Source organism: Pseudomonas sp. FG86 (assembly GCF_057808775.1).
The window spans coordinates 1-18,240 of the sequence record NZ_JBMDIS010000071.1; the positions used below are offsets into that span (position 1 = coordinate 1).

The 18,240-nt window shown below is 60.8% G+C and carries 15 protein-coding genes; 14 read left to right on the forward strand and 1 reads right to left on the reverse strand.

The genetic code is table 11. From position 1 onward, the window contains the following. Window positions 1-537: 537 nt before the first annotated feature. From ACODSV_RS28370 to nuoN, 13 genes are all read left to right on the forward strand, one after another. Window positions 538-951: an NADH-quinone oxidoreductase subunit A gene (locus ACODSV_RS28370; RefSeq protein WP_003219575.1), complete on the forward strand. Its 414-nt coding sequence runs from the start codon at window positions 538-540 to the stop codon at window positions 949-951. A gap of 10 nt (window positions 952-961) precedes the next feature. Further along, window positions 962-1,636 (forward strand): NuoB/complex I 20 kDa subunit family protein, encoded by a 675-nt coding sequence (locus ACODSV_RS28375; protein ID WP_003219572.1) that lies wholly within the window; start codon window positions 962-964, stop codon window positions 1,634-1,636. A gap of 72 nt (window positions 1,637-1,708) precedes the next feature. Beyond that, window positions 1,709-3,493, forward strand: a complete 1,785-nt coding sequence (gene nuoC, locus ACODSV_RS28380; RefSeq protein ID WP_024076176.1) for an NADH-quinone oxidoreductase subunit C/D — start codon at window positions 1,709-1,711, stop codon at window positions 3,491-3,493. A 2-nt stretch (window positions 3,494-3,495) separates the two neighbouring features. Continuing rightward, on the forward strand, window positions 3,496-3,993 hold the full coding sequence (gene nuoE, locus ACODSV_RS28385) for an NADH-quinone oxidoreductase subunit NuoE (RefSeq protein WP_003174721.1): 498 nt from the start codon (window positions 3,496-3,498) through the stop codon (window positions 3,991-3,993). Further along, complete coding sequence (nuoF, locus tag ACODSV_RS28390; protein ID WP_150053867.1) at window positions 3,990-5,345, forward strand: NADH-quinone oxidoreductase subunit NuoF; 1,356 nt, start codon at window positions 3,990-3,992, stop codon at window positions 5,343-5,345. The genes nuoE and nuoF overlap by 4 nt, the downstream gene beginning before the upstream one ends. A 135-nt stretch (window positions 5,346-5,480) precedes the next feature. Further along, entirely contained in the window at window positions 5,481-8,195 is a 2,715-nt protein-coding gene (gene nuoG / locus ACODSV_RS28395; protein WP_150095393.1) for an NADH-quinone oxidoreductase subunit NuoG, read from the forward strand. Continuing rightward, a complete protein-coding gene (nuoH, locus tag ACODSV_RS28400) occupies window positions 8,192-9,199 on the forward strand; it encodes an NADH-quinone oxidoreductase subunit NuoH (protein ID WP_017137518.1) in 1,008 nt (335 codons plus the stop codon). The genes nuoG and nuoH overlap by 4 nt, the downstream gene beginning before the upstream one ends. 11 nt (window positions 9,200-9,210) lie before the next feature. Further along, a complete protein-coding gene (gene nuoI / locus ACODSV_RS28405; protein WP_003174725.1) occupies window positions 9,211-9,759 on the forward strand; it encodes an NADH-quinone oxidoreductase subunit NuoI in 549 nt (182 codons plus the stop codon). A 9-nt stretch (window positions 9,760-9,768) separates the two neighbouring features. Further along, window positions 9,769-10,272 carry an NADH-quinone oxidoreductase subunit J gene (nuoJ, locus tag ACODSV_RS28410; protein WP_003174726.1) on the forward strand — a complete coding sequence of 168 codons (504 nt, stop codon included), beginning with the start codon at window positions 9,769-9,771 and terminating at the stop codon, window positions 10,270-10,272. 2 nt (window positions 10,273-10,274) lie between these two features. Beyond that, a complete protein-coding gene (gene nuoK / locus ACODSV_RS28415) occupies window positions 10,275-10,583 on the forward strand; it encodes an NADH-quinone oxidoreductase subunit NuoK (protein WP_003174727.1) in 309 nt (102 codons plus the stop codon). Then, entirely contained in the window at window positions 10,580-12,433 is a 1,854-nt protein-coding gene (gene nuoL / locus ACODSV_RS28420) for an NADH-quinone oxidoreductase subunit L (RefSeq protein WP_024076179.1), read from the forward strand. The genes nuoK and nuoL overlap by 4 nt, the downstream gene beginning before the upstream one ends. Before the next feature lie 39 nt (window positions 12,434-12,472). Next, a complete protein-coding gene (nuoM, locus tag ACODSV_RS28425) occupies window positions 12,473-14,005 on the forward strand; it encodes an NADH-quinone oxidoreductase subunit M (RefSeq protein WP_024076180.1) in 1,533 nt (510 codons plus the stop codon). 7 nt (window positions 14,006-14,012) lie between these two features. Then, window positions 14,013-15,476 (forward strand): NADH-quinone oxidoreductase subunit NuoN, encoded by a 1,464-nt coding sequence (gene nuoN, locus ACODSV_RS28430; protein ID WP_024076181.1) that lies wholly within the window; start codon window positions 14,013-14,015, stop codon window positions 15,474-15,476. A gap of 80 nt (window positions 15,477-15,556) precedes the next feature. Here nuoN and ACODSV_RS28435 read toward each other — a convergent pair whose 3' ends face one another. Further along, on the reverse strand, window positions 15,557-16,483 hold the full coding sequence (locus tag ACODSV_RS28435) for a LysR family transcriptional regulator (RefSeq protein ID WP_069076516.1): 927 nt from the start codon (window positions 16,481-16,483) through the stop codon (window positions 15,557-15,559). A 310-nt stretch (window positions 16,484-16,793) separates the two neighbouring features. Between ACODSV_RS28435 and ACODSV_RS28440 the strand changes: the two genes are divergently transcribed. Further along, window positions 16,794-18,230 (forward strand): NAD-dependent succinate-semialdehyde dehydrogenase, encoded by a 1,437-nt coding sequence (locus tag ACODSV_RS28440; RefSeq protein WP_150053865.1) that lies wholly within the window; start codon window positions 16,794-16,796, stop codon window positions 18,228-18,230. Window positions 18,231-18,240: the final 10 nt, after the last annotated feature.

Below are 18,240 nucleotides of genomic sequence, written 5' to 3' on the forward strand. Positions count from 1 at the left end.
GTTTTGGGGCCGCTTCGCAGCCCAACGCGGGGCAAGCCCGCTCGCCACAGGTGACTGTTTGCTCGTTCTATCTCTTAACTGACAAGCCCCCCCCACCCCCCGGGAACGCATGCAACCTGAATATTTTTTACAAAACATTGATCCAGCGCGGTATTCGCTGCAAATAAATCGGTTAAAAGATCCGCTCCGGCAACTAGCGGAAATCAACCAAGTAACGGCAACTTCCCCCGCTACACCATCAGCACCTGCTTAAAACCCACCCAAACAATATTCATTATCATTTAGAGCATGAAAGCTTCGTTACAGGTTAAACAAAACACATTTGATCAAATGCCCGCTAATGCCCACTATGCAAGGGCTGCAGCCCCAAGGAGGTGCACTATGTGCTTATTCCCGCGAATAATTTCGCTATCGGAATTTTACTTGCCCGGTGTTTAGCCATAAAATCAACGCGATTGATTGCGCTGCGACATATCGTCACTGCATCGTTACTTTTTCGAGCTCAGAGACCTTTGCTCTCTGTTAAGGATTTCCAGCATGACCGAAGCGACAGGACTCATGGCCCACAACTGGGGCTTTGCCATTTTCCTCCTCGGTGTTGTCGGCCTTTGTGCCTTCATGCTTGGCGTCTCCAGCCTCCTCGGGTCAAAAGCCTGGGGCCGCAGCAAAAACGAACCGTTCGAGTCCGGCATGCTACCCACAGGTGGCGCCCGCTTGCGGCTCTCAGCCAAATTCTATCTGGTCGCGATGCTCTTCGTGATCTTCGATATCGAAGCCCTCTTTCTCTTTGCCTGGTCTGTGTCCGTCCGCGAAAGCGGCTGGACCGGATTCGTCGAAGCCCTCGTTTTCATAGCAATTCTGTTGGCAGGCCTTGTCTACCTATTTCGAGTGGGCGCCCTTGACTGGGCTCCGGAAGCTCGTCGCAAGCGGCAAGCGAAGCTGAAACAATGAGGCTTTGGCGATGCAATACAATCTCACCAGGATCGACCCGGATGCTCCTAACGAGCAGTACCCCATCGGCGAACGGGAAACCGTTTCCGACCCGTTAGAAGACCAAGTCCACAAAAACATCTACATGGGCAAACTGGAAGACGTGCTGAGTGGCGCGGTCAACTGGGGACGTAAGAACTCCCTGTGGCCGTACAACTTCGGTCTGTCCTGCTGCTACGTGGAAATGACCACCGCCTTCACGGCGCCCCACGACATCGCACGCTTCGGCGCCGAAGTCATCCGGGCATCACCGCGCCAGGCGGATTTCATGGTTATCGCCGGAACCTGCTTTATCAAGATGGCGCCGATCATTCAGCGTCTCTACGAGCAAATGCTCGAGCCAAAGTGGGTTATCTCCATGGGTTCGTGCGCCAACTCCGGTGGCATGTACGACATCTACTCCGTGGTTCAGGGGGTGGACAAGTTCCTGCCCGTGGACGTCTACGTGCCTGGCTGCCCGCCCCGCCCTGAAGCATTCCTGCAAGGCTTGATGCTGTTGCAGGAATCGATTGGCAAGGAGCGTCGCCCACTTTCCTGGGTTGTCGGAGATCAAGGCGTTTACCGCGCCGAGATGCCGTCACAAAAGGAACAGCGCCGCGAACAGCGTATTCAGGTCACCAACCTGCGCAGCCCCGACGAAGTCTGATCCAGAACCGATTCTTTTATAGAACGAAAACCTGGCTTCATTCTTTACGTTGACCGAAAGCGATAAAAAACCATGACTACAGGCAGTGCTCTGTACATCCCGCCTTACAAGGCAGACGACCAGGATGTGGTCGTCGAACTCAATAACCGTTTCGGCCCTGATGCCTTCACCGCCCAGGCCACACGCACCGGCATGCCGGTGCTGTGGGTGGCACGTGCCAAGCTCGTCGAAGTCCTGACCTTCCTGCGCAACCTGCCCAAGCCGTACGTCATGCTCTATGACCTGCATGGCGTGGACGAGCGTCTGCGCACCAAGCGCCAGGGGCTGCCGAGCGGCGCCGATTTCACCGTGTTCTATCACCTGCTGTCGATCGAACGTAACAGCGACGTGATGATCAAGGTCGCCCTGTCCGAGAGCGACCTGAGCATTCCCACCGTGACCGGTATCTGGCCGAACGCCAGCTGGTACGAGCGTGAAGTCTGGGACATGTTCGGCATCGACTTCCCCGGCCACCCGCACCTGACGCGCATCATGATGCCGCCGACCTGGGAAGGTCACCCGCTGCGCAAGGACTTCCCTGCCCGCGCCACCGAATTCGACCCGTTCAGCCTCAACCTCGCCAAGCAACAGCTGGAAGAGGAGGCTGCACGCTTCCGTCCGGAAGACTGGGGCATGAAGCGTTCCGGCGCCAACGAGGACTACATGTTCCTCAACCTGGGTCCGAACCACCCTTCGGCCCACGGTGCCTTCCGTATCATCCTGCAACTGGACGGCGAAGAGATCGTCGACTGCGTGCCCGACATCGGCTACCACCACCGTGGCGCCGAGAAGATGGCCGAGCGTCAGTCCTGGCACAGCTTCATCCCGTACACCGACCGTATCGACTACCTCGGCGGCGTGATGAACAACCTGCCGTACGTGCTCTCGGTCGAGAAGCTGGCCGGCATCAAGGTACCGGACCGCGTCGACACCATCCGCATCATGATGGCCGAATTCTTCCGGATCACCAGCCACCTGCTGTTCCTGGGTACCTATATCCAGGACGTCGGCGCCATGACCCCGGTGTTCTTCACCTTCACCGACCGTCAGCGCGCCTACAAGGTCATCGAAGCCATCACCGGTTTCCGCCTGCACCCGGCCTGGTACCGCATCGGCGGCGTGGCCCACGACCTGCCGAACGGCTGGGAACGCCTGGTCAAGGAATTCATCGACTGGATGCCCAAGCGCCTGGACGAGTACCAGAAAGCCGCGCTGGACAACAGCATCCTCAAGGGCCGCACCATCGGCGTCGCCGCCTACAACACCAAAGAGGCCCTGGAATGGGGCGTCACCGGTGCCGGCCTGCGTTCCACCGGCTGCGATTTCGACCTGCGTAAAGCACGCCCGTACTCCGGCTACGAGAACTTCGAGTTCGAAGTACCGCTGGCGGCCAACGGCGATGCCTACGACCGTTGCATCGTGCGCGTCGAAGAAATGCGCCAGAGCCTGAAGATCATCGAGCAGTGCATGCGCAACATGCCGGCAGGTCCCTACAAGGCGGATCACCCGCTGACCACGCCGCCGCCGAAAGAGCGCACCCTGCAGCACATCGAAACCCTGATCACGCACTTCCTGCAAGTTTCGTGGGGCCCGGTAATGCCGGCCAACGAATCCTTCCAGATGATCGAAGCGACCAAGGGTATCAACAGTTATTACCTGACGAGCGATGGCGGCACCATGAGCTACCGCACCCGGATTCGCACCCCAAGCTTCGCCCACTTGCAGCAGATCCCTTCGGTGATCAAAGGCGAGATGGTCGCGGACTTGATTGCGTACCTGGGTAGTATCGATTTCGTTATGGCCGACGTGGACCGCTAAGCATGAACAGCACGCTTATCCAGACAGACCGTTTCACCTTGAGTGAAACCGAGCGCTCGGCCATCGAGCACGAGCTGCATCACTACGAAGACCCGCGCGCGGCGTCGATCGAAGCCTTGAAGATCGTCCAGAAGGAACGTGGCTGGGTGCCGGACGGCGCCCTCTACGCCATCGGCGAGATCCTTGGCATTCCTGCCAGCGACGTTGAAGGCGTGGCCACGTTCTACAGCCAGATCTTCCGCCAGCCGGTTGGCCGCCACATCATTCGCGTGTGCGACAGCATGGTCTGCTACATCGGTGGCCACGAGTCGGTGGTCAGCGAGATCCAGAACAAACTGGGCATCGGCCTCGGCCAGACCACCCCGGACGGCCGCTTCACGCTGCTGCCGGTGTGCTGCCTGGGCAACTGCGACAAGGCGCCGGCGTTGATGATCGACGACGACACATTCGGTGACGTGCAGCCTGCTGGCGTGACCCAATTGCTCGAGGGCTACCCATGACCCTGACTTCCTTCGGCCCGGCCAACCTGATCAAGCGTTCGGCCGAAACCCACCCGCTGACCTGGCGCCTGCGTGACGACGGCGAACCGGTATGGCTCGACGAGTACCAGGCCAAGAACGGTTACGCCGCTGCGCGCAAAGCCTTCGCCGACATGAGCCAGGACGACATCGTCCAGACGGTGAAAGACGCCGGCCTCAAGGGGCGCGGCGGTGCAGGCTTCCCCACCGGCGTGAAGTGGGGCCTGATGCCCAAAGACGAATCCATCAACATCCGCTACCTGCTGTGCAACGCGGATGAAATGGAGCCCAACACCTGGAAAGACCGCATGCTGATGGAGCAACTGCCCCATCTGCTGATCGAAGGCATGCTGATCAGCGCCCGCGCGCTGAAAACCTACCGTGGCTATATCTTCCTGCGCGGCGAATACACTACCGCCGCCAAGCACCTCAACCGTGCCGTGGAAGAAGCCAAGGCCGCTGGCCTGCTGGGCAAGAACATCCTTGGTTCGGGTTTTGACTTCGAACTGTTCGTGCACACCGGCGCCGGGCGTTACATCTGCGGTGAAGAAACCGCACTGATCAACTCCCTCGAAGGCCGCCGCGCCAACCCACGCTCCAAGCCGCCCTTCCCTGCCGCCGTGGGTGTGTGGGGCAAGCCGACCTGCGTGAACAACGTCGAGACCCTGTGCAACGTGCCGGCGATCATCGCCGACGGCGTGGACTGGTACAAATCGTTGGCTCGCGAAGGCAGTGAAGACATGGGCACCAAGCTCATGGGCTTCTCCGGCAAGGTCAAGAACCCTGGCCTGTGGGAACTGCCGTTCGGCGTGACCGCGCGCGAGCTGTTCGAGGACTACGCCGGCAGCATGCGCGACGGCTACACCTTGAAAGCCTGGCAACCAGGCGGCGCCGGTACCGGTTTCCTGCTTCCTGAGCACCTCGACGCACAAATGTATGCCGGCGGCATCGGCAAGGTCGGCACCCGGATGGGGACCGGCCTGGCGATGGCAGTCGACAACACCGTGAACATGGTCTCGCTGCTGCGCAACATGGAGCAGTTCTTTGCCCGTGAATCCTGCGGTTTCTGCACCCCATGCCGCGACGGTTTGCCGTGGAGCGTCAAGCTGCTGATGGCCCTGGAAAACGGCGAAGGCCGCGAGGGTGACATCGAGACCCTGCTGGGCCTGGTCGGTTTCCTCGGCCCAGGCAAGACCTTCTGTGCTCACGCACCGGGCGCCGTAGAGCCATTGGGCAGCGCAATCAAATACTTCCGCTCGGAGTTCGAAGCCGGCATCGCGCCTACCAGCGCCGCCGTCCCGCCTCTGGCAAGGCCGATCGTAGTCGGCGCGTAACGCTTAAACAGGCGAAGGGTCCGTGCCCTTCGCCTTGTCATGTGCTGACGCCTTGATGGCTGTGTTGATGCACATGAATAACAAGATTCCATTAGCCACGCCCGCTGACAACGGGCCAACGAAGAACTTTGAACCATGGCCACTATCCACGTAGACGGCAAAGCGCTCGAAGTCGATGGGGCGGACAACCTGTTACAGGCGTGTCTGTCACTCGGCCTCGATATCCCGTATTTCTGCTGGCACCCCGCGCTTGGTAGCGTCGGTGCCTGTCGCCAGTGTGCGGTCAAGCAGTACACTGACGAGAACGACACCCGTGGTCGTATCGTCATGTCCTGCATGACCCCTGCCACCGACAACACCTGGATCTCCATCGACGATGAAGAATCCAAGGCGTTCCGCGCCAGCGTTGTCGAATGGCTGATGACCAACCACCCCCACGACTGCCCGGTCTGTGAGGAAGGCGGTCACTGTCACCTGCAAGACATGACGGTGATGACCGGCCACAACGAGCGCCGTTATCGCTTCACCAAGCGTACCCACCAGAACCAGGACCTCGGCCCGTTCATTTCCCACGAAATGAACCGCTGCATCGCCTGCTATCGTTGCGTACGCTTCTATAAAGACTACGCCGGCGGCACCGACCTCGGCGTTTTCGGCGCCCACGATAACGTGTACTTCGGTCGCGTCGAAGACGGCGTGCTGGAAAGCGAATTCTCCGGCAACCTCACCGAGGTCTGCCCGACCGGTGTCTTCACCGACAAGACGCACTCCGAGCGCTACAACCGCAAGTGGGACATGCAGTTCGCACCGAGCATCTGCCATGGCTGCTCCAGCGGTTGCAACATCTCCCCGGGCGAGCGCTACGGTGAACTGCGTCGCATCGAAAACCGCTTCAACGGTTCGGTCAACCAGTACTTCCTGTGCGACCGTGGCCGTTTCGGCTATGGCTACGTCAACCGCGAAGACCGCCCACGCCAGCCCCTGCTGGCCGGCGGCGCCAAGCTGAGCACCGATGAGGCCCTCGATAAGGCCGCTGACCTGCTGCGCGGGCGCAATATCGTCGGTATCGGTTCGCCCCGCGCCAGCCTCGAAAGCAACTACGCGTTGCGCGAACTGGTCGGCGCCGAGCACTTCTACTCCGGTATCGAAGCCGGTGAACTGGAACGTATCCGCCTGGTCCTGCAAGTGCTGAACGACAGCCCGCTGCCAGTGCCGAACATGCGCGACATCGAAGACCACGACGCGATCTTCGTGCTCGGTGAAGACCTGACCCAGACCGCCGCGCGTATCGCGCTGTCCCTGCGTCAATCAGTCAAAGGCAAGGCCGAAGACATGGCCGACGCCATGCGCGTACAGCCTTGGCTCGACGCTGCGGTGAAAAACATCGGCCAGCACGCGCTGAACCCGCTGTTTATCGCAAGCATCGCTGAAACCAAGCTCGACGATATCGCCGAAGAATGCGTACACGCCGCCCCTGACGACCTGGCCCGCATCGGTTTCGCCGTGGCCCACGCCCTCGATGCCAGCGCGCCTGCCGTCGAAGGCCTGGACGCTGAAGCGCTGGCACTTGCCCAACGCATCGCCGACGCCCTGCTGGCGGCCAAGCGCCCACTGATCATTGCCGGGACCTCGCTGGCGTCCAAGGCGTTGATCGAAGCCGCCGCAAACATCGCCAAGGCCCTGAAGCTGCGTGACAAGAACGGCTCCATCAGCCTGGTCGTGCCGGAAGCCAACAGCCTTGGCCTGGCCATGCTCGGGGGCGAGTCCCTGGACGCGGCCATGCAAGCGGTCACCGACGGCAAGGCCGACGCGATCGTGGTACTGGAAAACGACCTGTACACCCGCACCGATTCGGCCAAGGTCGATGCCGCGCTGAACGCCGCCAAGGTGCTGATCGTGGCCGACCACCAGAAGACCGCGACCAGCGAGCGTGCCGACCTGGTACTGCCGGCCGCGACCTTCGCCGAAGGCGACGGTACCCTGGTCAGCCAGGAAGGCCGCGCCCAGCGCTTCTTCCAGGTGTTCGATCCGAAGTACATGGACGCCAGCATCCTGGTTCACGAAGGCTGGCGCTGGCTGCATGCCTTGCGCTCGACCCTGCTGAACCAGCCGCTGGACTGGACCCAGCTCGACCACGTCACCGCAGCTGTCGCCGCAAGCGCACCGCAACTGGCACGTATCGTCGACGCCGCACCGTCCGCCGCGTTCCGCATCAAGGGCTTGAAACTCGCCCGTGAACCGCTGCGCTACTCCGGTCGTACCGCCATGCGCGCCGATATCAGCGTGCACGAACCGCGCACCCCGCAAGATAACGACACCGCATTCGCCTTCTCCATGGAAGGTTACTCGGGTTCCGTCGAGCCACGTCAGCAGGTGCCGTTTGCCTGGTCGCCGGGCTGGAACTCGCCGCAGGCCTGGAACAAGTTCCAGGACGAAGTCGGTGGTCATATCCGCGCTGGCGACCCAGGCACCCGCCTGATCGAAACCCAGGGCGATGCGCTGAACTGGTTCGCCGCCGTACCGCGTCCGTTCAATCCGGCCCCCGGTACTTGGCAGGTCGTGCCGTTCTTCCACCTGTTCGGCAGCGAAGAAACCTCTTCCAAAGCCGCGCCGGTGCAAGAGCGCATTCCCGCTGCCTATGTATCCGTGGCCAAGTCCGAAGCCGACCGCCTGGGCGTCAACGACGGCGCCCTGCTCAGCCTGAACGTGGCCGGCCAGACCCTGCGTCTGCCGCTGCGCATCAACGAAGCGTTGGGTGCCGGCCTGGTTGCACTGCCTAAAGGTTTCGCCGGTATTCCCGCGGCAATCTTTGGCAAAACCGTTGACGGTCTGCAGGAGGCAGCGCAATGACCTGGTTCACCCCTGAAGTGATCGACGTGATCATCTCGGTCGTCAAGGCCATCGTGATCCTGTTGGCCGTGGTCGTCGCGGGCGCCCTGCTCAGCTTCGTCGAACGTCGCCTGCTGGGCTGGTGGCAGGACCGCTACGGTCCGAACCGCGTTGGCCCGTTCGGCATGTTCCAGATCGCTGCCGACATGCTGAAAATGTTCTTCAAGGAAGACTGGACCCCGCCGTTTGCCGACAAGGTGATCTTCACCCTGGCACCGGTCGTGGCCATGAGCGCCTTGCTGATTGCCTTCGCGATCATCCCGATCACCCCGACCTGGGGCGTGGCGGACCTGAACATCGGCCTGCTGTTCTTCTTCGCCATGGCGGGTTTGTCGGTCTACGCGGTGCTGTTCGCCGGCTGGTCGAGTAACAACAAGTTCGCCCTGCTCGGCAGCTTGCGTGCCTCGGCCCAGACCGTGTCCTACGAAGTGTTCATGGGCCTCGCGCTGATGGGCATCGTGGTGCAGGTCGGCTCGTTCAACATGCGCGACATCGTCGAGTACCAGGCGCAGAACCTGTGGTTCATCATTCCGCAGTTCTTTGGCTTCTGTACCTTCTTCATCGCTGGCGTGGCCGTGACTCACCGTCACCCGTTCGACCAGCCGGAAGCGGAACAGGAACTGGCCGACGGTTACCACATTGAATACGCCGGCATGAAATGGGGCATGTTCTTCGTCGGTGAGTACATCGGCATCATCTTGATCTCGGCCCTGCTGGTCACGCTGTTCTTCGGCGGCTGGCACGGTCCATTCGGCATCCTGCCGCAGCTGGCGTTCTTCTGGTTCTTCCTGAAGACCGCGTTCTTCATCATGCTGTTTATCCTGCTGCGCGCTTCCATTCCGCGTCCACGATACGACCAGGTGATGGATTTCAGCTGGCGTTTCTGCCTGCCGCTGACCCTGATCAATTTGCTGGTGACTGCTGCCGTTGTGTTGTTGAACACGCCAGCGGGCGCGGTTCAGTGAGGATTTGACCCATGTTCAAATATATTGGCGACATCGTTAAGGGTACCGGTACCCAGTTGCGAAGCCTGGTGATGGTGTTCGGTCACGGCTTCCGCAAACGCGACACCCTGCAATACCCGGAAGAAGCGGTGTACCTGCCGCCGCGCTATCGCGGCCGCATCGTGCTGACCCGCGACCCCGATGGCGAAGAGCGTTGCGTAGCCTGCAACCTGTGCGCCGTGGCGTGCCCGGTGGGTTGCATCTCCCTGCAGAAAGCTGAAACCGAAGACGGTCGCTGGTACCCGGACTTCTTCCGCATCAACTTCTCGCGCTGCATTTTCTGCGGCCTGTGCGAGGAAGCTTGCCCGACCACCGCGATCCAGCTCACACCGGATTTCGAGATGGCCGAGTTCAAACGTCAGGACCTGGTGTACGAGAAAGAAGATCTGCTGATCTCTGGTCCCGGTAAAAACCCTGATTACAACTTCTATCGTGTTGCAGGTATGGCCGTTGCCGGTAAGCCGAAGGGCGCCGCACAAAACGAAGCCGAGCCGATCAACGTGAAGAGCTTGCTGCCTTAAGGAAGAAAGATGGAATTCGCTTTCTATTTCGCATCGGGTATCGCGGTTGTGTCCACGCTTCGCGTGATCACCAACACCAACCCCGTGCACGCCCTGCTCTACCTGATCATTTCGCTGATCGCCGTGGCCATGACCTTCTTCAGCCTCGGCGCACCGTTCGCCGGTGTCCTGGAAGTGATCGCCTACGCCGGCGCCATCATGGTGCTGTTCGTGTTTGTGGTGATGATGCTCAACCTCGGGCCGGCTTCGGTCGCCCAGGAGCGCGTCTGGCTCAAGCCCGGCATCTGGCTCGGCCCGGTCGTCCTCGCAGCCCTGCTGCTGGGTGAACTGCTGTATGTGCTGTTCGCTCACCAGAGCGGCCAGGCCATCGGCCACACCACCGTGGACGCGAAAGCCGTGGGCATCAGCCTGTTCGGCCCGTACCTGCTGGTGGTCGAACTGGCTTCGATGCTGCTGCTCGCCGCAGCCATCACCGCCTTCCACTTGGGCCGCAACGAAGCCAAGGAGCAATGACGATGCCTGCTATCCCTTTGGAGCATGGTCTGGCGGTCGCCGGCATCCTGTTCTGCCTTGGCCTGGTCGGCCTGATGGTCCGCCGTAACATTTTGTTCGTGTTGATGAGCCTGGAAATCATGATGAACGCTGCGGCACTGGCGTTCATCGTGGCGGGTGCACGTTGGGGCCAGCCGGATGGACAAGTCATGTTCATCCTGGTGATCAGCCTGGCAGCCGCCGAGGCCAGTATTGGCCTGGCGATCCTGCTGCAACTGTATCGTCGCTTCCACACGCTTGATATCGACGCTGCCAGTGAGATGCGCGGATGAACATGATCTTTCTGACTTTCGTATTTCCCCTGATCGGTTTCCTGCTGCTGTCGTTCTCCCGTGGACGCTGGTCGGAAAACCTTTCTGCCCTGATCGGCGTGGGTTCCATTGGCCTGTCGGCGATCGTCGCCGCCTACGTCATCTGGCAATTCAACGTCGCGCCACCCGAAGGCGGTCACTACACCCTGGTGCTGTGGCAATGGATGTCGGTGGAGGGCTTCAAGCCCAACTTCGCCCTCTACGTCGACGGCCTGTCGATCACCATGCTAGGCGTGGTGGTGGGCGTGGGCTTCCTGATCCACCTGTTCGCGTCCTGGTACATGCGCGGTGAAGCGGGCTACTCGCGCTTCTTCTCGTACACCAACCTGTTTATCGCCAGCATGCTGTTCCTGGTGCTGGGCGATAACCTGTTGTTCCTGTACTTCGGCTGGGAAGGCGTGGGCCTGTGCTCGTACCTGTTGATCGGTTTCTACTACAGCAACCGCAACAACGGTAACGCGGCACTCAAGGCCTTTATCGTCACCCGCATCGGCGACGTGTTCATGGCCATCGGCCTGTTCATCCTGTTCCAACAAGTGGGCACGCTGAACATCCAGGAACTGCTGGTGCTGGCACCGCAGAAATTCCAGGTCGGTGACTTCTGGATCACCCTGGCGACCCTGATGCTGCTGGGCGGCGCCGTGGGTAAATCCGCACAGCTGCCGCTGCAAACCTGGCTGGCGGATGCGATGGCCGGCCCTACACCGGTCTCGGCACTGATCCACGCCGCGACCATGGTGACCGCCGGTGTCTACCTGATCGCCCGTACCCACGGCCTGTTCACCCTGGCGCCGGACATCCTGCACCTGGTGGGCGTGGTCGGCGGCGTGACCCTGGTACTGGCCGGCTTCGCCGCGCTGGTGCAGACCGACATCAAGCGTATCCTCGCCTACTCGACCATGAGCCAGATCGGCTACATGTTCCTGGCCCTGGGCGTTGGCGCCTGGGACGCGGCGATCTTCCACCTGATGACCCACGCCTTCTTCAAGGCCCTGTTGTTCCTTGCCTCCGGTGCGGTGATCGTTGCCTGCCACCACGAGCAGAACATCTTCAAGATGGGCGGCCTGTGGAAGAAACTGCCACTGGCCTACGCCAGCTTCATCGTCGGTGGTGCCGCGTTGGCCGCCTTGCCGTTGGTGACCGCCGGTTTCTACTCCAAGGACGAAATCCTCTGGGAAGCCTTTGCCAGCGGTAACCAGAACCTGCTGTATGCAGGCCTGGTCGGTGCATTCATGACCTCGCTGTACACCTTCCGCCTGATCTTCATCACCTTCCACGGTGAAGCCAAGACCGAAGCCCACGCAGGCCATGGCATCTCCCACTGGTTGCCACTGTCGGTGCTGATCATCCTGTCGACCTTCATCGGCGCCCTGATCACCCCGCCACTGGCCGGTGTACTGCCGGAAAGCGCCGGCCATGCCGGTGGCGCCGCCAAGCACAGCCTGGAAATCGCCTCGGGCGCCATTGCCATCGCCGGTATCCTGCTGGCGGCCCTGCTGTTCCTCGGCAAGCGTCGCTTCGTGACCGCCGTGGCCAACAGTGGCATCGGCCGTTTCCTCTCGGCCTGGTGGTTCGCTGCCTGGGGCTTCGACTGGATCTACGACAAACTGTTCGTCAAGCCATACCTGGCCATCAGTCATGTACTGCGTAAAGACCCGCTGGACCAGACCATCGGTTTGATCCCGCGCGCTGCCAAAGGCGGTCACACCGCCCTGAGCCGTACCGAGACGGGCCAACTGCGTTGGTATGCAGCTTCCATGGCGGCCGGTGCCGTGCTGGTGATCGGCGCCATCGTTGTGGTAGCGGTCTGATATGAACTTTGCGAACTTGCGAAAGGAAACGAGCCCGTCATGATTCTGCCCTGGCTAATCCTGATCCCCTTTATCGGCGGCCTGCTCTGCTGGATGGGTGAACGCTTCAGCGCCACCCTCCCCCGCTGGATTGCGTTGCTGACCATGTCCCTGGAACTCGCTCTCGGCCTCTGGCTGTGGGCCCATGGCGACTATTCATTTGCTCCGGCACCGGGTGTCGATCCGACGTTCGCGCTTGAATTCAAGCACGTGTGGATCCAACGCTTCGGCATCAACGTGCACCTGGCCCTCGACGGCCTGTCGCTGTTGATGATCCTGCTGACCGGCCTGCTGGGTATCCTCTCGGTACTCTGCTCCTGGAAAGAGATCCAGCGTCACGTGGGCTTCTTCCACCTGAACCTGATGTGGATCCTGGGCGGCGTTGTCGGCGTGTTCCTCGCCCTCGACCTGTTCATGTTCTTCTTCTTCTGGGAAATGATGCTGGTGCCGATGTACTTCCTCATCGCGCTCTGGGGTCACAGTTCTTCGGACGGCAAGAAAACCCGGATCTACGCGGCGACCAAGTTCTTCATCTTCACCCAGGCTTCCGGCCTGATCATGTTGGTGGCGATCCTTGGCCTGGTACTGGTCAACTTCAACAGCACGGGCGTGATTACCTTCAACTACGCCGACCTGTTGAAAACCAAGATGTCCCTGACCACCGAGTACATCCTGATGCTGGGCTTCTTCATCGCCTTCGCGGTGAAGCTGCCGGTGGTGCCGTTCCACTCCTGGCTGCCTGACGCCCACGCCCAGGCGCCGACCGCGGGTTCCGTGGACTTGGCCGGTATCCTGCTGAAGACCGCTGCGTATGGCCTGCTGCGTTTCGCCCTGCCGCTGTTCCCGAATGCCTCGGCCGAGTTCGCGCCGATCGCCATGACCCTGGGTCTGATCGGGATCTTCTACGGTGCGTTCCTGGCCTTTGCGCAAACCGACATCAAGCGTCTGATCGCCTTCTCGTCTGTTTCCCATATGGGTTTCGTGCTGATCGGCATCTACTCCGGTAGCCAGCTGGCGTTGCAAGGCGCGGTGATCCAGATGCTCGCTCACGGTGTCTCGGCTGCCGCGCTGTTTATCCTCAGTGGCCAGCTGTACGAGCGCCTGCATACCCGTGACATGCGTGAGATGGGTGGCGTGTGGTCGCGCATTGCCTACCTGCCGGCGATCAGCCTGTTCTTCGCCGCCGCGTCCCTGGGCTTGCCGGGTACCGGCAACTTCATCGGCGAGTTCCTGATCCTGATGGGTTCGTTCGTACACACGCCATGGATCAGCGCCATCGCCACCTCCGGCCTGGTGTTCGGTTCGGTCTACTCGCTGATCATGATCCACCGCGCGTACTTCGGTCCGGCCAAGTCCGACACCGTGTTGCACGGGATGGATGCTCGCGAACTGATCATGGTGCTCGGCCTTGCGGTCTTGCTGATCTACATCGGCGTTTACCCGCAACCGTTCCTGGACACTTCTGCCGCAACGATGCATGGCGTGCAGCAGTGGTTCGGCACCGCCTTCTCTCAACTCGCTTCGGCCCGGTAAGAGCGCTATGGAATTCACGATCCAACACTTTATCGCGCTTGCGCCGCTGCTGATCACCAGCCTCACCATCGTGGTGGTGATGCTGGCGATCGCCTGGCGCCGCAATCACTCGCAAACGTTCCTGCTGTCCTGCGCGGGCTTGAACCTGGCCCTGCTGTCGATTATCCCGGCACTCAAGGTCGCACCACTGGCGGTCACCCCGCTGATGATGATCGATGACTTCGCGTTGCTGTATATCGCGCTGATCCTCGTGGCGACCCTGGCCTGCGTCACCCTCGCCCACGCCTACCTCGGCGAAGGCGGCACGGGCTACCCGGGCAACCGCGAAGAGCTGTACCTGCTGATCCTGCTGGCTGCGGCCGGCGGCATCGTGCTGGTCAGCGCGCAGCACCTGGCCGGCTTGTTCATCGGCCTGGAACTGCTGTCGATCCCGACCTACGGCCTGGTGGCCTATGCCTTCTTCAACAAGCGCTCTCTGGAAGCCGGCATCAAGTACATGGTGCTGTCGGCCGCCGGTTCCGCGTTCCTGTTGTTCGGCATGGCCCTGCTCTACGCCGAAGCCGGCAGCCTGAGCTTCACCGGTATCGGTCACGCCCTGGCCGCCACCAACAGCCCCGCGCCGATTGCCCAACTGGGCCTGGCGATGATGCTGATCGGCCTGGCGTTCAAGCTGTCGCTGGTGCCGTTCCACTTGTGGACCCCGGACGTGTACGAAGGCGCCCCGGCGCCGGTGGCCGCGTTCCTGGCCACCGCGTCGAAGGTTGCGGTGTTTGCGGTGATGGTGCGTCTGTTCCAGATCTCCCCTGCCGCCAACACCGGCGTGCTGAGCAACGTGCTGACCGTGATCGCCATTGCGTCGATCCTGTTCGGTAACCTGCTGGCACTGACCCAGAACAACCTCAAGCGTCTGCTGGGTTACTCGTCCATCGCCCACTTCGGCTACCTGCTGATCGCCCTGGTGGCGAGCAAAGGCCTGGCCGTGGAAGCGATCGGCGTGTACCTGGTCACCTACGTGATCACCAGCCTCGGCGCGTTCGGCGTGATCACCCTGATGTCCTCGCCTTACAAAGGCCGTGACGCCGACGCCCTGTACGAATACCGCGGCCTGTTCTGGCGCCGTCCGTACCTGACCGCCGTGCTGACCGTGATGATGCTCTCCCTGGCCGGTATCCCGCTGACCGCGGGCTTCATCGGCAAGTTCTACATCGTCGCTACCGGTGTAGAAGCCCACGAGTGGTGGTTGGTTGCATCCCTGGTGCTGGGCAGTGCCATCGGCGTGTTCTACTACCTTCGCGTGATGGTCACCCTGTACCTGATCGAGCCAAACCTGCGCCGTGTTGACGCCGAGCTGCACTGGGAACAGAAAGCCGGTGGCGTGATGCTGCTGGCCATCGCCCTGCTCGCCTTCTTCCTGGGCGTGTACCCACAACCGTTGCTCACCCTTGTGCAGCACGCGGTGCTGGGCGTTTGATTGCCTAGCGGGATGTCAGTAAACAGAAACGGCGCCTTCGGGCGCCGTTTTGCATGCTGGGGAATGGTTCCAGGCTTCGTTCAAACAATGAGTTCCTGAGCGGTCATCATCAGCTCAGTGCCGACCCGATTTTTTAACGTCTCGATGAAGCGGGTAATTTTTGCATCGATGAACTGCCGTGATGTGTAGACGGCGTAAACATTGCGCTCGTAGGTGTGATACTCAGGCAGAACACGCACGAGCCTGCCTGAACGCAGGTCCTCGATAGCTGAAAAGCCGGCCAGCAAACCTATGCCTGCGCCCTCTCGAATGGCGGACGCCATTGCGTCCATATCATTGACGCTGAAACTCGGGCCCTGGGGGGCGAATGTGGCATCCCCGGCCTTGCTCTTCAATTGCCACTCATCCCGCACATAATCGACGGTGCCCAACAGCAAGCACTGGTGATCATTGAGATCTTCCGGCGTCACAGGGGCTGGGTGTCGTTCCAGATAGGCTGGAGACGCAACCAGCACACAATGGCTAACACCGATTTTTTGGCTGACATACGCTGAATCCGGCAGCGTGCGGGCGATCAGAATAGACACGTCCAATTGGTCTTCCAAAAGGTTAGGCATTCGCTGAGAAAGCAATAAGTCCACGGTGACTTCGGGGAATTCCCGGCGGTACTCCAGCACGGCCGAGGTGACCAACTGCCGCGCCAGCCCCGGCACACAATGCACACGCAATGTCCCCCTGGGTTTCAGCGCGGCATTACTCGCCTCGGCTTCTGCGTTTTCAAGGTCCGCCAGAATCTTGGTACAACGCTCATAAAAGCGCCGGCCAGCGTCCGTCACCGAAAGACGGCGGGTCGAGCGCTGCAACAGGCGGGTGTCGAGCACGTTTTCCAGCGCGGAAACCGCACGCGAGACATTGCCGACCGTAGAGTCAAGATGGTTAGCCACAGCAGTAAAACTGCCCATCTCAACCACTTTGACGTACACCGACATGTTCGTAAGCTTATCCATCCAGATCTACCTGTCGATCCAATTCCCAACGTTCTTCACTGCAGAAGTACGCCACCAAAAAACACTAACGTCTTGAACTTCGATCCGGACAGTCATCGCCGCATGACGCGTGCGGCAGTGCAGATGCTACACGCTCCTGCCTGTGCTCGATATTCCCTCCAGACACAACAATGATTCCCTCCTGGCCGGCTAAATCAAACGGTTCCCAGTCCATAGACTGGGTTGCACAGGGCGCCTGAACAAGCCCTGCCGCGGCACCCCAGGCGCCGAGCTGTATGAACGTTTGATAATCCAACCGAAGGGCAACCCCATGAACACGTCTTACGACCCGCTTTATCTCTTTATCGGTGGTGAATGGATCAGTGCCGAAGGACGCGCAACCGCTGCTGTCGTCAACCCCGCAACCGCACGTGAGATCGGGCGCGTTCCACTCGCCACCACCGACGACCTCAATCACGCCCTCGAAGTGGCGCAACTGAGCTTTGAGCAATGGCGCCAGACCGTACCTGACAAGCGCGCAAAAATTCTCAAACGTGCTGCCGATCTCATCCTGGAGCGCGCCCCCCACATTGCCGAGCAAATGACCCTTGAAGAGGGCAAGCCGCTTGCAGAAAGCCTGGATGAGGTCACGCGTGCGGCTGAATACTTCGAGTGGTTTGCCGAAAGCGCACGCCGCATCGATGGGCGCGTAGTGCCGGCCAATCGTCCCGGTGTGCTGCAACTGGTAAAACGCCAAGCGATCGGTCCTGTCGCTGCGTTCACGCCCTGGAATTTCCCAGCCATTACGCCCGCGCGCAAGCTCTCGGCAGCCTTGGCCGCAGGTTGCAGTGTCATCCTCAAGCCAGGGGAAGAAAGCCCCTCCACGGCGCTGGCCCTGGCGCGTGCACTCGACGATGCAGGCTTGCCTAAAGGCGTGTTGCAGGTGGTCTTTGGTGTACCGGATCAGGTTTCCAGCCACCTGATCGCCTCCTCCATCATTCGAAAGGTGACCTTTACGGGTTCGGTTCCCATCGGGCGGCTGCTATCAGCCCGCGCGGCAGAAGGCGTCAAGCCCATCACCCTGGAATTGGGAGGGCACGGGCCAGTGCTGGTATTCGATGACGCCGACGTCGAAAAAGCCGCCGTCGAAGGCGTTGCCCATCGGTTCCGCGGGACTGGCCAAGTCTGCATCTCATCAACGCGGTTTCTGATTCAGCGTGACGTCTACGAAACCTTTGTCGATCACTTTGTGACGGCCACCCTCGCGTTGAACATTGGCGATGGCCTGCTGCCTGGTACCCAGGTTGGACCGCTCGCCAATCCAAGGCAGTTGGCCAAGATGGAAGCGTTGGTGGCTGATGCCGTCGCCAAAGGTGCACGCGTGTTGGCCGGTGGTAAACGCCTGGAATGCAGCGGCTACTTTTTTGAGCCCACCGTGTTGGCGGATGTGCCTATGAGCGCCCGAGTCATGCATGAAGAACCCTTTGGGCCTATCGCCGTACTGATGCCATTCGATCACTTGGCGGATGGTTTGAAGGAGGCAAATCGGCTGCCCTACGGGCTGTCAGCCTACGCGTTCACGTCCAGCGCTCGAACAGCCATTGACGTCGCTGACGGGTTGGAGGCCGGAATGATCGGCATCAACCAATACCGCATCGTCGCCACGGAACTTCCCTTCGGCGGCATGAAAGAAAGCGGCCACGGTTCGGAAGGCGGCATTGAAGGCATCGAGCACTACCTCACCCACAAATTCATCAGCCAGGCTTAAGGAGACCTCA

Bases quoted from the DNA above. Each gene is read 5' to 3' on its own strand.
- nuoH (WP_017137518.1), top strand. From the start codon at position 8,192: ATGACCTGGTTCACCCCTGAAGTGATCGACGTGATCATCTCGGTCGTC.
- nuoF (WP_150053867.1), top strand. From the start codon at position 3,990: ATGACCCTGACTTCCTTCGGCCCGGCCAACCTGATCAAGCGTTCGGCC.
- nuoM (WP_024076180.1), top strand. From the start codon at position 12,473: ATGATTCTGCCCTGGCTAATCCTGATCCCCTTTATCGGCGGCCTGCTC.
- nuoI (WP_003174725.1), top strand. From the start codon at position 9,211: ATGTTCAAATATATTGGCGACATCGTTAAGGGTACCGGTACCCAGTTG.
- ACODSV_RS28440 (WP_150053865.1), top strand. From the start codon at position 16,794: ATGAACACGTCTTACGACCCGCTTTATCTCTTTATCGGTGGTGAATGG.
- nuoL (WP_024076179.1), top strand. From the start codon at position 10,580: ATGAACATGATCTTTCTGACTTTCGTATTTCCCCTGATCGGTTTCCTG.
- nuoN (WP_024076181.1), top strand. From the start codon at position 14,013: ATGGAATTCACGATCCAACACTTTATCGCGCTTGCGCCGCTGCTGATC.
- nuoE (WP_003174721.1), top strand. From the start codon at position 3,496: ATGAACAGCACGCTTATCCAGACAGACCGTTTCACCTTGAGTGAAACC.
- ACODSV_RS28375 (WP_003219572.1), top strand. From the start codon at position 962: ATGCAATACAATCTCACCAGGATCGACCCGGATGCTCCTAACGAGCAG.
- nuoJ (WP_003174726.1), top strand. From the start codon at position 9,769: ATGGAATTCGCTTTCTATTTCGCATCGGGTATCGCGGTTGTGTCCACG.
- ACODSV_RS28435 (WP_069076516.1), bottom strand. From the start codon at position 16,483: ATGGATAAGCTTACGAACATGTCGGTGTACGTCAAAGTGGTTGAGATG.
- ACODSV_RS28370 (WP_003219575.1), top strand. From the start codon at position 538: ATGACCGAAGCGACAGGACTCATGGCCCACAACTGGGGCTTTGCCATT.
- nuoK (WP_003174727.1), top strand. From the start codon at position 10,275: ATGCCTGCTATCCCTTTGGAGCATGGTCTGGCGGTCGCCGGCATCCTG.
- nuoG (WP_150095393.1), top strand. From the start codon at position 5,481: ATGGCCACTATCCACGTAGACGGCAAAGCGCTCGAAGTCGATGGGGCG.
- nuoC (WP_024076176.1), top strand. From the start codon at position 1,709: ATGACTACAGGCAGTGCTCTGTACATCCCGCCTTACAAGGCAGACGAC.